Origin of the sequence: Pseudomonas sp. zbq_18 (genome assembly GCF_043102245.1) — a bacterium.
GTDB lineage: Bacteria > Pseudomonadota > Gammaproteobacteria > Pseudomonadales > Pseudomonadaceae > Aquipseudomonas.
The window spans coordinates 1-13,736 of sequence record NZ_JBICIT010000005.1 but is presented as its reverse complement, the minus strand read 5'-3'; the positions used below and the strand labels follow the sequence as shown (position 1 = coordinate 13,736).

The window sequence follows — 13,736 nt, the reverse complement described above, 5'->3', positions numbered from 1 at the left end:
CGGGATGGCGGCCGGGATCAGAACTGGGGAGAGGCGCGGGGATTGGCCGAGGGCCAGAAATAGCGGGGAGGGGCCTTGCTCTGTTGCTCGCGCAGGGCGCGCGGTGTGCGGGCAGGGCGTAGCAGCCAGGCGAGGACAAAGAGCAGCCCGAGGCTGACCACGGCATTGGCACCCAGAGCGCAGGTGAAGGGGTTGCTCATACTGGCGCTGTCGCTGCCGCTGAAGTCATCGGCGAACCCGATGCCGGCGTTGCCGCTCGTCGAGCAGTACAGCCCGCCTATGCCGCTCAGTTGCAGCCCGGCATCTTGGCCGTGGGCGATGGCGCAGGCCAGCAGGTTGCTCAGGATGCACACATAGAGCATCCAGGCGGTGGCGGCGCGATGTAATGGGCTGAGCTTCATGGCGAGCAAATCTAGCAGCTCAAGGGGCGTGCGGTCACTTGCCGCAGGTGGTCGCAATGTCGCACCCGAAGCGCTCTGAAAAGGAGCACGGCGGCCATGCGAGCGCAGCACTTGTGCACATTGGCGGCGCAGCTTGTCAAGCTAGTGTCACAATCCGTCGTAACTGCTTGATTCTTCTTATTCAATTTTTAAGTTATTGAAAAATATAGATTTTTATTGCTGGTGAAAAAATCGACAGTTTGTCTGTGAACCCCAGCGGACGGGGGTTGAGACAGATTTTCACCAAGTTATCCACGGAGTTATCCACAGCTTCTGTGGACTGTTTAGAGTCCTCGCTCTAGAACGCAGGCCGCCGAATTTTGCAAGTCTTTACCCGGCGAAAAAAGAGAGTAGAGTGGCGCGCCCCGATGTCAGCCAAAGCCTACATGAAGTCTCGCGCTCTCCACGCCACCCAGCACCCGTCCGACGCCGGCACTCGCCTGCCCACCCGCCTGGCCCTGTGGCTGCTCGATCGCCCACGCCTGGGACATCACGCCAGTGTCAAACGCATCGCCGGACGCATGCTCAAGCAGCCTGCCCGTCAGGGGGTTGTCGTGGCACAGAGTCGTCTGGGGCAACTGCTGTGCCGCGATTGCGGCAACACCCGTGACCGTCGCATCGGTCTGGAGCTGCTGCGCCAGGCTGCCCGGGCAGGTGATCTGCGTGCGCAGCTGGAGCTGGCGCGTTATTACAGTCAGCCGCGTCAGGCTGAGTTCGCACAGGCGCGCCACTGGCTGGAGATGGCGGCTGCCCAGGGCTCCCATGAGGCCGTGCGTCTGCTCAAGCGCCTACCCTGAGTGCCGGCTATCTAAGCTCGCGTAGCAGCCACAGTCTTTATTGGCTCGTCCCATGTGTTGATGGGCTCCCCCTAATCGCAGGGGCTGTGCCGGGACAAGCGTTGTGGGAGCGACTTCAGTCGCGATCAGGTCAGTACAAGGGCATCGCGACTAAAGTCGCTCTCACAGAGAAACTGCATGGCCTATCAGGCCTTTCGTGCGTAGTGCTCGCTTCTCAAGCCCTGAGGTCTGAGCGCCCCATGGGTATACTGCCGGACAGTTCTTAACCCGCTGCGAGTGTGCCCGTGCCTCTGTCCTTTGCTCCTGATCTCCCCAACCTGTTACTCGGTCTGTTGCTGGGCGCCGTACCCCTGGCCGCGCTGGCCTGGCGTCTGCAGAGCGCGCAGGCGGCCCAGGCCGCCGAACGCCTGCTGTTGGAGGAGCGCCTGACCCAGGCGCGCCTGGCTCAGGAGGGGCTGAGCGTACAGATCGACGGCCTGCAGGACGATTTGCGCGCCCTGCAGCAGGACAACAGCGGCCAGCAGGCCGAGCTGGCCGCGCTGCGCCGTGAGCGTGAGTTGCTGAGTCGCGAGCGCGAGACGGCGCAGCAGGCGGCGCAGGACTGGAGTCGCGAGCGTGAACAGAAGGAAGGCCAGCTGCGCCAGCTGGAAAGCCAGCGCGCCAGCCTGGCCGCCGAGCTACGCGAGCAGCAGGAACACCACCAGCAGCGCCTGACCGACCTGCAGGCCGCCCGCGACGAGCTGCGCGCGCAGTTCGCCGAGTTGGCCGGAAAGATCTTCGACGAGCGTGAGCAGCGCTTCGCCGAGACCAGCCAGCAGCGCCTGGGCCAGCTGCTCGACCCGCTCAAGGAGCGCATCCAGGCCTTCGAAAAGCGCGTCGAGGAGAGTTACCAGAGTGAGGCCCGCGAGCGCTTCTCCCTGGCCAAGGAGCTGGAGCGTCTGCAGCAGCTGAACCAGCGCCTGGGTGACGAAGCGACCAACCTGACCCGCGCACTCAAGGGCCAGAAAACCCAGGGTAACTGGGGTGAGCTGGTGCTGGAACGGGTGCTGGAGCACGCCGGCCTGGAGAAGGGCCGCGAGTACCACACCCAGGTCAGCCTCAAGGGTGCCGACGGCGAGCGCTTCCAGCCGGACGTGCTGATCCAGCTGCCCGGCGACAAGCAGGTGGTGGTCGACGCCAAGGTCAGCCTTACTGCCTACCAGGCGCTGCTCGCCGCCGAGGACGAAGACGCCCGCGCCGCGGCGCTCAAGCAGCATGTGCTGAGCCTGCGCAGCCACCTCAAGGGCCTCTCGGTGAAGGACTACCAGCGCCTGGAGGGTCTGCACAGCCTGGATTTCGTGCTGCTCTTCGTGCCCATCGAGGCAGCCTTCGCCGCCGCCCTGCAGGCCGACCCGGGCCTGTTCCAGGAGGCCTTCGAGCAGCACATCGTGATCGTCAGTCCGACCACCCTGCTGGCCACCCTGCGGGTGATCGACAGCCTGTGGCGGCAGGAGCGCCAAAGCCAGAACGCCCGCGATATCGCCGAGCGTGCCGGCCAGCTGTACGACAAGTTCGTTGCCTTCATCGGCGACCTGGACGAGGTCGGCAGCCGCCTCAAGCAGCTGGACAAGGCCTACGATGCGGCGCGCAACAAGCTCTGCGAAGGGCGCGGCAACCTGATCAACCGGGTCGAGAATCTCAAGCTGCTTGGCGCCCGTGCCAGCAAGAGCCTGCCGCCGGAGCTGATCGAGCGTGCCGCCGGCGTGCCGCAACTGGACGAGGCTGAGGAGTAGGCGGTCTGCTGGGCGAGACCGCGGGGGCGAGGGGTGGTGGGTTTCGCGCGCTAGCCGCTCCCACAAAAAATGTACAGCTTGTAGGAGCGGCCTTGGCGGCGACTCAGACCGCGCAAAAGCGTCGCGGCCAGGGCTCCTTCGGCATCTGCTCGAGCTTCAGGCGCATGTGGGACCTGCCTCAGAGTGCCAACAGCGCGCCGAGGCCGAGCAGCAGGCCGAGGCCCATCACCGGCAGTGTGCGCAGGGCCAGCTCGCGGCCACCGATCAGGGCGATCAGCCCAGCCTTGACCAGGCTGTTGCTGAAAGCGGCCAGGTAAATGCCCTGCACGGCCAGCTCGGCGGCCATGTCTGTCTTGGCGCTGCGGGCCAGTGACAGGGTGATGGCATCCACGTCGGTCAGACCGGAGAGGATGGCTACGCCCCACACCCCGGCGTCGCCAAACCAGGTCCGTGCGGCCTCGATCAGCAGCAGGATCACGGCCAGCAGGGCGGCGAAACGCAGCGCCGGGCCCAACTCAAAAGGGTTTTTCAGCGGTGGCTCGATCGCTTCGCGCAGCTCGCCGTCGGCAATCCGATAGAACACCAGGGCGCCGGCCGCATACACCAGTCCGGCCAGGCTCAGCGGCAGTAGCAGGGAGGGCAGCAACTCCGGGTTGACCACCCCGACTTCGAGCAGCACCCGAGGGAACATCAGCGCCGAGGTGGCCAGCAGCGCGCAGGCCAGCAGGGCGCGCAGCTGTCGGCCGTCATGCAGGCGCGACAGGGTCATGGTCATGGCGGTAGACGAGACGATGCCGCCGAGCAGCGCGGTGACCAGCATGCCGTGGCGAGTGCCAATGACGCGGATGGCCACATAGGCGGCAAAGCCGATGGCGGCGATCAGCACCACCATCCACCACACCGCGTAGGGGTTGAAGGCCTGCCAGGGGCCATAGCCCTGATTGGGCAGCACCGGCAGCAGAACCAGGGAGATGAACAGCAGTTTTAGTGCGCCGGACAGCTCCGCCTCGGAGAGCCGACGCAAACCGCTGTGCAGGGGCTCCTTGAGGCTCAGCAACAGGGCCACTGCCACGGCGATGCCTGCTGTCAGGCTGCGCTCGTGGACCAGCGCCAGGCTGCCGAGAAGGAAGGTGACCAGCAGGGCGATCTCGCTGGTCAGCCCCAGGTCGCCGCTGCGCTTGACCTCACCGAGGTAGCCGGCCAGCGCCAGCAGGCCGACCACCACCAGAACGGCGATCCAGCTGGCTATGCCGAACTGCTGGCCGAGCAGGGCGGCCAGGCCGCCCAGCAGGCCGACCAGGCCGAAGGTGCGGATGCCGGCGACCAGATGGGTGTCGTCACTGGCGCGAGCGCGCCAACCCCGCTCAGCGCCAATCAGCAGGCCGGCAGCCAGTGCGGTGGCAATATCGAGGACAAGTTCGAGACTGGCTGGCATGGTCGTTCCTTCGGCTGGCCGATGGGCGCAGTCTAGCCGCTCGCGGCGTCCTGCCGCTTGCTCCAGGTCAAGCCACGTCGACCAGCACCACCTCGCTGTCTTCGAGGGCGGTCACGCGTACCACCGCCTCATCGGCAATGGCCACGCCGTCGCGCTCGTCGGCCGCCACGCCGTTGACCTCGATGCGGCCCTTGGCGGCCACCAGGTAGCCCTTGCGCAGATGGCCCAGCGGATACTCGGCGCTTTGCCCGGCATTCAGGGTGGCGGCGGCCAGGCGCGCATCGGCGCGGATGCGCAGGGCATCTTCGTCACTCCCGTGGCCGCTGGCCAGGATGACGAACTGGCCGGCACGTTCGCCCTTGGGAAACGGCTTGGCGCCCCAGGACGGTGCTTCGCCCTGCTGATCCGGGATGATCCAGATCTGGAAGATCTTGCTGGTCACCGCTTCCAGGTTGTACTCGGAGTGGGCGATGCCGGTACCGGCACTCATCACCTGTACGTCACCGGCCTCGGTGCGGCCCTGGTTGCCCAGGTTGTCGCGGTGGCTGATGGCGCCTTCGCGGACGTAGGTGATGATTTCCATGTCATGGTGCGGGTGCGGCGGAAAACCCGAGCCGGCGGCGATTTCGTCATCGTTCCAGACGCGCAGGCGTCCCCAGTTGACTCGCTCCGGGTCGCGATATTCGGCGAAGGAGAAATGATGGCGGGCATTCAGCCAGCCGTGGTCGGCGTGGCCGAGGGAGGCGAAGGGGCGTACGTCGATCATGTTGATGGCTCCGTGGCCTGGGCGCCAGAGTGCGCCGCAGGATGTGGAGGGGATGATCTATCGATTTATTGCTGATAAAAAGCGCAAAAAACCGGCCATTAATATCGACTAAATAAATTATTTGTGCGTTGGGTTGAGCCTAGCTGAGTGGCAGGTGGCGGCTGATCAGTGCGCGCAAGGCCGCAGGCTTGACCGGTTTGGCCAGGAAGTCCAGGCCCGCCGCATGAACGGCGGCCACCAGTTCGGGGCGGCCGTCGGCGCTGATCACCACGCCGGGCAGCGGCTGGCCCATGCGTGTGCGCAGCCAGGCCATCAGCTCTGTGCCGGTGTCACCCTCGTCCAGGTGGTAGTCGACCAGGGCCAGCTGCGGCTGCACCGCCTCGTCCAGCAGATGCTCGCATTCCAGGCGGTTGCGCGCCGTCCACACCTGGCAGCCCCAGCGCGACAGCAGGCTGTGCATGCCGGTGAGGATGCTGTCCTCGTTGTCGATGCACAGCACTTGGGCGCCGCCCAGGCTGTGGCCATTGACCTCGCTGGCGGAGAGCACCGGCTGAGGTTGCGGGGCAGGTCCGCGCACCAGCGGCACGCGCACGCTGAACACGCTGCCCTTGCCGGGCCAGGAGCGCACTTCCAGGCGGTGGTCGAGCACCCGGCACAGGCCGTCGGCAATCGCCAGGCCCAGGCCCAGTCCCTTCTCGGCGCGGGTCTGGTGGCTGTCCAGGCGTTTGAACTCTTCGAAGATCACCTTGCGCTTGTCCTCGGGAATCCCGGGCCCGCGGTCCCAGACTTCCAGGCGCAGGTACTGGCCTTCGCGGCGGGCGCCGAGCAGCACATGGCCCCTGGCGTAGCGGAAGGCGTTGGTGAGGAAGTTCTGCAGTACCCGACGCAGCAGGCGCGGGTCGCTGTCGATGCGTTGCTGGCTGCTGACCAGACGAAAATCCACGCCCTGTTCCTGGGCCAGCACCTTGAATTCGGCGCCCAGGGCGTCGATCAGCTGGCCGAGCGGGAAGACGTGGCGCTCCGGGGTGATGCGCCCGCTTTCCAGGCGCGAGATGTCCAGCAGGTCGGTGATCAGGTCTTCTGCCGAGCGCAACGAGCTGTCCAGGTGGCGCACCAGCTCGCGGGCCTCGCGCGGCAGGGCCTCCTGCTGGTGGGCGAGGGAGGCGGAGAACAGGCGGGCGGCGTTCAGCGGCTGCATCAGGTCGTGGCTGACGGCGGCCAGGAAGCGGGTCTTGGAGGCGTTGGCCGCTTCGGCGTTGGCCTTGGCATCGCTCAGCGCCTGGTTCAGCTGCGACAGCTCCTGGGTGCGTTCGGCGACCCGTTGCTCCAGGCCTTCGTTGGCGTCCTTGAGGTCGCGCTCGGCCTGGCGGAACGCGGTGATGTCGGTGAAGCTCATGACGAAGCCGCCGCCGGGCATGGGATTGCCGATCAGCTCGATGACCCGGCCGTTGGGGAACAGGCGTTCGGAGGTGTGCGCGTTGCCCTGGCGCATCCAGTGCAGGCGGCGGGTCACGTGGCTTTCCACTTCGCCCGGGCCGCACAGGCCGCGTTCGGCATTGTGGCGAATGATGTCGGCAATCGGCCGGCCGACGCCGATCAGGCCTTCGGGGTACTCGAACAACTCCAGGTAACGGTGGTTCCAGGCCACCAGTCGCAAGTTCTGGTCGACCACGCTGATGCCCTGGGTGATGTTCTCGATCGCGCCCTGCAGCAGGGCACGGTTGAACTGCAGCACTTCCGAGGCTTCGTCGACGATGCGTACCACGTCCTCGACCTGCATCTCGCGGCCTTCGATGGCGGCACGGACCACGGCGCGGGTGCTGGAGGCACCGAGCACGCCAGCGAGCAGGCGCTCGGTATGGGCGATCCACTCGCTGTCGGCATTCTGGCTGGGGTTGAAGGGCTTGTCCTGTTGATAGGAGAAACGCACGAAACTCTGCCGGGCACGCTCTTCGCCGACGAAACGGGCTGCCAGTTCCATCAGGTCTGCCACCTGTACGGCCAGCTGGCTGCGTCCGCCGGGGCGGCTGCCGAAGTCCTGGCCAATGAAGCGGCCGGCTTGCCAGTGCTCGGAGACGCGGGTTCGGGAGAACCAGGACACCAGGGCGAAGATCGCCCAGTTGGCCGCCAACGACAGCAGTACACCGCGGGTCAGCGGGTCGATCTCGATGCCGACCGGGTAATACAGCAGCTCCGGCAGCAGCGGGAAGCGGTCCAGCGACCAGCGCATGCCGCCGGCCATCAGCGGCAGTACCAGGGTGTAGAACCACACCAGGCTGCCGGCGCCGAGGCCGGCGAACACGCCGCGACGGTTGGCGTGCTTCCATACCAGTGCGCCGAACATGGCTGGGCCGAGCTGGGCGATGGCCGCGAACGACAGTTGGCCGATGGTGGCCAGGCTGGCGTTGGTGCCGAGCAGGCGGTAGCAGACATAGGCCAGCAGCAGGATGATCAGGATGCTTACCCGGCGGGCGCTGAGCATCCAGTGGCGGAAGGCCTCGAAGGGGCGCTCGGTGCTCTGCCGGCGCAGTAGCAGCGGCAGCAGCATGTCATTGGAAATCATGGTCGACAGCGCCACCGAGGCGACGATGACCATGCCGGTAGCGGCCGAGGCGCCGCCGATGAATGCCAGCATGGCCAGTGCCGGGTGTGCTTCGGCCAGCGGCAGGCTGATCACGAAGGAGTCCGGCAGCACGCCTCGGGGCAGGTGCAGCTGGCCAGCCAGGGCGATAGGCACCACGAACAGTGCGGCCAGCAGCAGGTAGGCGGGAAACACCCAGCGCGCCAGACGCAGATCGCTGAGGTCGTTGTTTTCCACCACGCTGACATGGAACTGGCGCGGCAGGCAGACGATGGCCGCCATCGCCAGGCCGGTCTGTACCAGCATGGCTGGCCAGCTCACGGTATGTGCCCAGAACTCGTTGAGTTCCGGGGTCTGGCGGGCCTCGCTCCACAGCTCGCCGAAGCCGTCATACAGGCCCCAGGTGACGAAGACGCCGACGGCCAGGAAGGCCAGCAGCTTGACCAGCGACTCGAAGGCAATCGCCAGAACCATGCCACGGTGGTGCTCGGTAACATCCAGGTTGCGGGTGCCGAACAGCACGGTGAATACGGCCAGTATCAGCGACACGATCAGGGCGGTGTCCTGACCCTTGAGGCTGGGCGAGGCACCGATCAGCAGGTTGACGCCGAGGACGATGCCCTTGAGCTGCAGGGCGATGTAGGGCAGTACGCCGACCAGGCAGATCAGCGCCACCGCCACCGCCAGGCTCTGTGACTTGCCGTAGCGGGCGGCGATGAAGTCGGCGATGGAGGTGATGTTTTCCTGCTTGCTGATGATCACCATCTTCTCCAGCACCCAGGGCGCGAAGAGCAGGACAATGATCGGCCCCAGGTAGATCGGCAGGAACGACCACAGTTCTCCAGCGGCCTGGCCTACCGCGCCGAAGAAGGTCCAGCTGGTGCAGTACACCGCCAGCGACAGGCTGTACACCCAGGCGCGCATCCGTGGCGGCAGCGGCGCACGGCGGCGGTCGCCGTAGAAGGCGATGGCAAACAGAATGGCCATGTAGACCAGGGCGACAAAGGCGATCAATCCGCCGGACAGCGACATGCGGGCTCCAACAGTGGGGGCAGCTTGTGCTAAGTCTCGCACGGAGCGTGCCGTTCGTCAGGGGCGACCAAGGTCGCAGGACGCTTGAGACGGGCGCTGCGGGCTGATAGCGTGGTTGGCCGTTTTCGTTTCAAGAAGAGCTGTTCCGATGTTCCAGCCCCTCCCCATCACCCTGCAGCACGGCGCGCTGCGTCTGGAACCATTGACCGAGGCGGATCTTCCGACCTTGCTGGAACTGGCCGAGGTCAACCGGGACAACCAGCAGTACATGAGCGGTACCCAGCGCCCGGACTGGTATCGCGCCGCACTGCTCGATCAGCGCGAGGGTCGCGCCGTGGTGTTCGCCATTCGCCTGGCTGGCGAGCTGGTCGGCACCACGCGCTTCTTCGATTTCAACCCGGTGCTGCCGGCTGCCGAGATCGGCTACACCTGGCTCGATGCACGCCAACACGGCAGCGGCCTGAACCTGATGATCAAGTACCTGATGCTGCGCCACGCCTTCGAGGAGTGGCAGCTGGTACGCGTGCAGCTGAAAACCGCCGGCAGCAACCTGCGCTCCCAGGCCGCCATCGCCAAGCTCGGCGCGACACGCGAAGGCGTTCTGCGCAACCACCGGCGCCTGGCCGACGGCCGTCTCGATGACAGCGTGATGTTCAGCATCACCGATGGCGAGTGGCCGCAGGTGAAACTGGGCCTGGAAGTGCGCTTCGGCGCCTGAGCCGCATGACCGGCGAACAGTCTCGTTTCAGTTCAGTAACCGATCTGCAGGGGCTGGAGCTGCTCTCCGCACACTTCATCGAGCACAGCTTCGACCCTCATCTGCACGAAGGCTACGCCATTGCCGTGCTGGAGGAGGGTGCCGAGCGCTATCGCTACCGTGGCGCCGAGCACCTGGCGGCGGCGGGCAGTATCGCCCTGCTTAACCCGGGCGAGGTGCATACCGGCTCCAAGGCCAGCGACCAGGGCTGGCGCTATCGTGTCTACTATCCACGTGCGGAGCAGTTCTGCGAATTGTTGGCGGAGCTCGAACTGCCTCATGGCTCCGTGCCCATGTTCGCTGACAGCGTGCATCGTGACGCCGAGCTGGTGGCGCTGCTGATTCAGTTGCACCGCCTGCTGGAGAGCCCGGACAGCTCGGCGCTGCAGCGCCAGACGTTCTGGCGCGAGGCCATGCTGCTTCTGTTGCAGCGCTATGCCCGGGTGCCCTCGACGCGCCCGGCCGGAAGAGAGCCGGGCGCGGTGGTGCGGGCCAAGGAGCTGCTGGCGGCCAGCCTGGCCGAGCCGCCATCGCTCGAAGCGCTGGCGGCGGGGGTCAATCTGTCGCCCTTCCACTTCGCCAGAGTGTTCCGCCGCGCTACGGGGTTACCGCCGCATGCCTGGCTCAAACAACGCCGCCTGGAGCAGGCGCGGGCGCTGCTGAAAAGTGGCTGCACGCCGTTGAACGTGGCCCTGCAACTGGGGTATGCCGACCAGAGCCATCTCACCCGCCAGTTCAAGCAGGCCTATGGCGTGGCGCCGGGCGAGTATCGCAGCGCCTGTGCAGGTTGATGACTCAGCCGCGCGGGTACCTATCTTCATCAAGCCTCACCTAAATCGCGGCCGAAGCGGAGTGCCGCCCAACCGCTCCCACTCAAGCTAGAGATAACTGCTAGGAGGGGCCTTGGTCGCGGAGCGGATCATGTGGGCCATGCTTTTGTGTGCGGCTTAACCGCGACTCCTTGCAGCTCATTCCGCTGAAACGCAACGCCATCCTGCCGCTGTCCTCGGCAGGCGTTCTTAATATGCGCAAGATTGTTCAAGACCCAACCTGACCTATTGGTTAACCTCCGCGGCTCAAGGAGGTTACATGTCCCGTCAACACGAGTTTTTCCAAGGCCTGCGCGACATGCTGCCGATGCTGCTCGGCGCCATGCCGTTCGGCATCATCTATGGCAGCCTGGCCGGCGCTGCTGGCCTTACGCCCTGGCAGACCCTCGGCATGTCGGTGCTGGTGTTCGCCGGCTCCGCCCAGTTCATTGCCATCAGCCTGCTCAGTGGCGGTGCCACGCTGCTGGTGCTGTGGCTGACCACGCTGGTGGTCAACCTGCGCCATGCGCTGTATAGCGCCACCCTGCAGCCTTTCGTGCGCCACCTGCCCAAGCGCTGGCGCGTGCCGTTGGCCTTCTGGCTGACCGACGAGGCGTTTGCCGTGGTCCAGCACCGCTATGCCGAGACCGATGCGTCGCCCTACAAGCACTGGTATTTCCTCGGCGCCGGTCTGGCCATGTACAGCAACTGGCTGGCCTGCACCCTGATCGGCCTGTTGTTTGGCCAGGCGGTGCCGAACATCGGCGCCTGGGGGCTGGATTTCGCCATGCTTGCGACCTTCATCGGCATCGTCGTGCCCATGCTGCGCAATCGCCCGCAGATTGCGGCGGCGCTGGTGGCGGGTGCGGTAGCGTTGGTTTGCCATGGCTTGCCGTACAAGCTCGGCCTGATGGCTGCGGCGGCGGCCGGAATTATTGTCGGCGTGGTGCTGGAACAGCGCTATCGCCTGCTGCTGGACAAGGAGCTGTGATGGACAATTGGATACTGATCCTGGGCATGTTGGCGATCACCTTCACCACCCGCTACAGCCTGTTCGCCTTCCCTGACCTGCGCTTCCCACCGTTGGTGCGCCAGGGCCTGCACTATGTGCCGACCGCCGTGCTGACCGCCATTGTGGTGCCCGGCATGTTCCTGCCGGACGGCCAGCACTGGGCGTTGAGCCTGGACAACGCCTACCTGCTGGCTGGCCTGGCGACCATCGCCATCGCGGCGCTGACCCGTCATCTACTGGCCACCATCGGCGGCGGTCTGCTGGTGTTCTTCCTGCTGCGCTGGGCACTGGGGCAGCTGCCGATCTGAGCCTGTCACTGCGCAAAAGCTGCATTCGGGTGTGGCTTTGCGCAGGCCAGATGGAGTCCAATGCAGGACGGCCGTTTGGCCTCAGACAGGTACAAGGACGATGACCCAACACTCGCAATTCGCCCTGCTCGGCACCCGGCGCTTCCTGCCATTCTTCATTACTCAGCTGCTCGGCGCGTTCAACGACAACGTGTTCAAGCAGGGGTTGATCCTCGCGATTCTGTTCCGCCTCAGCCTCGAAGAAGACAGCCAGTCGCTGATCGACTTTGCCGACCGCGACCTGCTGGTGAACCTCTGTGCACTGCTGTTCATCCTGCCGTTCTTCCTGTTCTCGGCGCTGGGCGGCCAGTTCGGCGAGAAGTTCGCCAAGGACCGTCTGATCCGCCAGATCAAGCTGGCCGAGGTGTTGATCATGCTGCTCGGTGCGGCCGGTTTTCTGCTCGGCAGCCTGCCGCTGCTGCTGGCCACGCTGTTCGCCATGGGCACCCAGTCGGCGCTGTTCGGCCCGGTGAAGTATTCGATCCTGCCGGCTGCGCTGGAAGAGCACGAGCTGGTCGGCGGCAACGCCCTGGTGGAGATGGGCACTTTTCTGGCGATTCTCGCCGGCACCATCGGCGCCGGCGTGTTGCTGGCCAGTGACAGCTATGCCTCCTTGGTGGCGGGGAGCGTGGTGCTGGTAGCGGTGCTCGGCTACCTGGCCAGCCGCGCCATCCCGGCGGCGGCGGCGGGGCTGCCCGGTCTGCAGCTGGACTGGAACATCTTCCGCCAGACCTGGCAGATCATGCGCCTGGGCCTGGGGCAGCGTCCGGCGGTGTCGCGCTCGCTGGTGGGCAACTCGTGGTTCTGGTTTCTCGGCGCGGTGTACCTGACGCAGATTCCGGCCTTTGCCAAGGAGCTGCTGCACGGTGACGAGAGCGTGGTGACACTGATTCTCGCGGTGTTTTCGGTGGGTATTGGCCTGGGCTCGGTGCTGTGCGAGCGGATGAGCGGGCACAAGGTGGAGATCGGTCTGGTGCCGTTCGGCTCGGCGGGGTTGAGCCTGTTCGGTATCCTGCTGTGGGCATGTTCCAGCGGCTTTCCGCCAGCGGCGGCCAGCTACGATTGGCTCAGCCTGCTCGGCGTGGGGCAGGCGTGGTGGGTACTTGGCTGCATTCTCGGTATCGGTATGTTTGGTGGCTTCTACATCGTGCCGCTGTACGCCCTGATCCAGTCGCGCACCGAGGAGCATGAGCGGGCGCGGGTGATTGCTGCCAACAACATCCTCAATGCGCTGTTCATGGTGGCGGCGGCCATTGTTTCGATTCTGTTCCTGAGCGTGGCCGAGCTGACCATCCCGCAGCTGTTCCTGGCCATCTCGCTGATGAACATCGCGGTGAACCTGTACATCTTCAAGGTCGTGCCCGAGTTCACCATGCGCTTCCTGATCTGGATGCTCAGCCACTCGATGTACCGGGTGCGCCACGAGAATCTGGACGTGATCCCGGACGAGGGGGCTGCGGTGCTGGTGTGCAACCACGTGTCCTTCGTCGATGCACTGCTGATCGGCGGCGCAGTGCGCCGGCCGGTGCGCTTCGTCATGTACTACAAGATCTACAACCTGCCGGTGCTCAACTTCGTGTTCCGCACCGCCGGCACCGTGCCCATCGCCGGACGCAACGAAGACCCGCAGGTGTTCGAGGCGGCCTTCGCGCGTATTGCCAGGTACCTGGAGGAGGGCGAGGTGGTGTGCATCTTCCCCGAGGGCAAGCTGACCACCAATGGCGAGATCGACGAGTTCAAGGCCGGGGTCGAGCGCATCCTCGCGGCCAACCCGGTACCGGTGATCCCGATGGCGTTGCAGGGGTTGTGGGGCAGCTTCTTCAGCCGTGCTCCGCACAAGGGCCTGTTCAAGCGCTTCTGGTCGCGGATCAACCTGATCGCTGGCCAGCCGCTGCCGCCGGACACCGGCAGGCTGGTACTGCAGGAGCAGGTGGCGCAGTTGCGTGGTGATCAACGCTGAGCCGAGCTGTAAGAAAAAGCCCGCCAAT

General features: G+C 65.5%; 11 protein-coding genes. 7 read left to right on the top strand and 4 right to left on the bottom strand.

The window, feature by feature from the left end:
* Positions 1 to 17: 17 nt before the first annotated feature.
* Positions 18 to 401, bottom strand: coding sequence for a DUF2946 domain-containing protein (locus ACF8C6_RS03155; RefSeq protein ID WP_392497972.1), 384 nt, complete (start codon positions 399 to 401; stop codon positions 18 to 20).
* 425 nt (positions 402 to 826) lie between these two features.
* Between ACF8C6_RS03155 and ACF8C6_RS03150 the strand changes: the two genes are divergently transcribed.
* Positions 827 to 1,237, top strand: a complete 411-nt coding sequence (locus ACF8C6_RS03150) for a tetratricopeptide repeat protein (protein WP_277688758.1) — start codon at positions 827 to 829, stop codon at positions 1,235 to 1,237.
* Positions 1,238 to 1,647: 410 nt separating this feature from the next.
* A complete protein-coding gene (gene rmuC, locus ACF8C6_RS03145) occupies positions 1,648 to 3,009 on the top strand; it encodes a DNA recombination protein RmuC (RefSeq protein ID WP_392498169.1) in 1,362 nt (453 codons plus the stop codon).
* A 178-nt stretch (positions 3,010 to 3,187) separates the two neighbouring features.
* Here rmuC and ACF8C6_RS03140 read toward each other — a convergent pair whose 3' ends face one another.
* The 3 genes from ACF8C6_RS03140 to ACF8C6_RS03130 form a co-directional block, all read right to left on the bottom strand.
* Positions 3,188 to 4,444, bottom strand: coding sequence for an MgtC/SapB family protein (locus tag ACF8C6_RS03140; protein ID WP_392497971.1), 1,257 nt, complete (start codon positions 4,442 to 4,444; stop codon positions 3,188 to 3,190).
* A 67-nt stretch (positions 4,445 to 4,511) separates the two neighbouring features.
* Positions 4,512 to 5,210, bottom strand: coding sequence for a pirin family protein (locus ACF8C6_RS03135; RefSeq protein WP_392497970.1), 699 nt, complete (start codon positions 5,208 to 5,210; stop codon positions 4,512 to 4,514).
* 139 nt (positions 5,211 to 5,349) lie between these two features.
* Positions 5,350 to 8,823, bottom strand: a complete 3,474-nt coding sequence (locus ACF8C6_RS03130; RefSeq protein WP_392497969.1) for a NahK/ErcS family hybrid sensor histidine kinase/response regulator — start codon at positions 8,821 to 8,823, stop codon at positions 5,350 to 5,352.
* A 148-nt stretch (positions 8,824 to 8,971) separates the two neighbouring features.
* Here ACF8C6_RS03130 and ACF8C6_RS03125 point away from each other — a divergent pair, with 148 nt between their 5' ends.
* The 5 genes from ACF8C6_RS03125 to ACF8C6_RS03105 all read left to right on the top strand — a co-directional run bounded on the left by ACF8C6_RS03125 (position 8,972) and on the right by ACF8C6_RS03105 (position 13,708).
* Positions 8,972 to 9,541 (top strand): GNAT family N-acetyltransferase, encoded by a 570-nt coding sequence (locus ACF8C6_RS03125; RefSeq protein ID WP_392497968.1) that lies wholly within the window; start codon positions 8,972 to 8,974, stop codon positions 9,539 to 9,541.
* 5 nt (positions 9,542 to 9,546) lie between these two features.
* Positions 9,547 to 10,371: an AraC family transcriptional regulator gene (locus ACF8C6_RS03120; protein ID WP_392497967.1), complete on the top strand. Its 825-nt coding sequence runs from the start codon at positions 9,547 to 9,549 to the stop codon at positions 10,369 to 10,371.
* 298 nt (positions 10,372 to 10,669) lie between these two features.
* Positions 10,670 to 11,380 (top strand): AzlC family ABC transporter permease, encoded by a 711-nt coding sequence (locus ACF8C6_RS03115; protein WP_392497966.1) that lies wholly within the window; start codon positions 10,670 to 10,672, stop codon positions 11,378 to 11,380.
* The gene (locus ACF8C6_RS03110; protein ID WP_392497965.1) at positions 11,380 to 11,709 is read left to right on the top strand and encodes an AzlD domain-containing protein; all 330 of its coding nucleotides are present in this window, start codon (positions 11,380 to 11,382) and stop codon (positions 11,707 to 11,709) included. Before ACF8C6_RS03115 ends, ACF8C6_RS03110 begins: the two co-directional genes overlap by 1 nt.
* A 100-nt stretch (positions 11,710 to 11,809) precedes the next feature.
* The gene (locus ACF8C6_RS03105; protein ID WP_392497964.1) at positions 11,810 to 13,708 is read left to right on the top strand and encodes an MFS transporter; all 1,899 of its coding nucleotides are present in this window, start codon (positions 11,810 to 11,812) and stop codon (positions 13,706 to 13,708) included.
* Positions 13,709 to 13,736 lie beyond the last annotated feature (28 nt).

Coding starts and splice junctions, on each gene's coding strand:
- ACF8C6_RS03115 (WP_392497966.1), top strand. CDS start 10,670: ATGTCCCGTCAACACGAGTTTTTCCAAGGCCTGCGCGACATGCTGCCG.
- ACF8C6_RS03120 (WP_392497967.1), top strand. CDS start 9,547: ATGACCGGCGAACAGTCTCGTTTCAGTTCAGTAACCGATCTGCAGGGG.
- ACF8C6_RS03155 (WP_392497972.1), bottom strand. CDS start 401: ATGAAGCTCAGCCCATTACATCGCGCCGCCACCGCCTGGATGCTCTAT.
- ACF8C6_RS03150 (WP_277688758.1), top strand. CDS start 827: ATGAAGTCTCGCGCTCTCCACGCCACCCAGCACCCGTCCGACGCCGGC.
- ACF8C6_RS03140 (WP_392497971.1), bottom strand. CDS start 4,444: ATGCCAGCCAGTCTCGAACTTGTCCTCGATATTGCCACCGCACTGGCT.
- ACF8C6_RS03110 (WP_392497965.1), top strand. CDS start 11,380: ATGGACAATTGGATACTGATCCTGGGCATGTTGGCGATCACCTTCACC.
- ACF8C6_RS03130 (WP_392497969.1), bottom strand. CDS start 8,823: ATGTCGCTGTCCGGCGGATTGATCGCCTTTGTCGCCCTGGTCTACATG.
- ACF8C6_RS03135 (WP_392497970.1), bottom strand. CDS start 5,210: ATGATCGACGTACGCCCCTTCGCCTCCCTCGGCCACGCCGACCACGGC.
- ACF8C6_RS03125 (WP_392497968.1), top strand. CDS start 8,972: ATGTTCCAGCCCCTCCCCATCACCCTGCAGCACGGCGCGCTGCGTCTG.
- ACF8C6_RS03105 (WP_392497964.1), top strand. CDS start 11,810: ATGACCCAACACTCGCAATTCGCCCTGCTCGGCACCCGGCGCTTCCTG.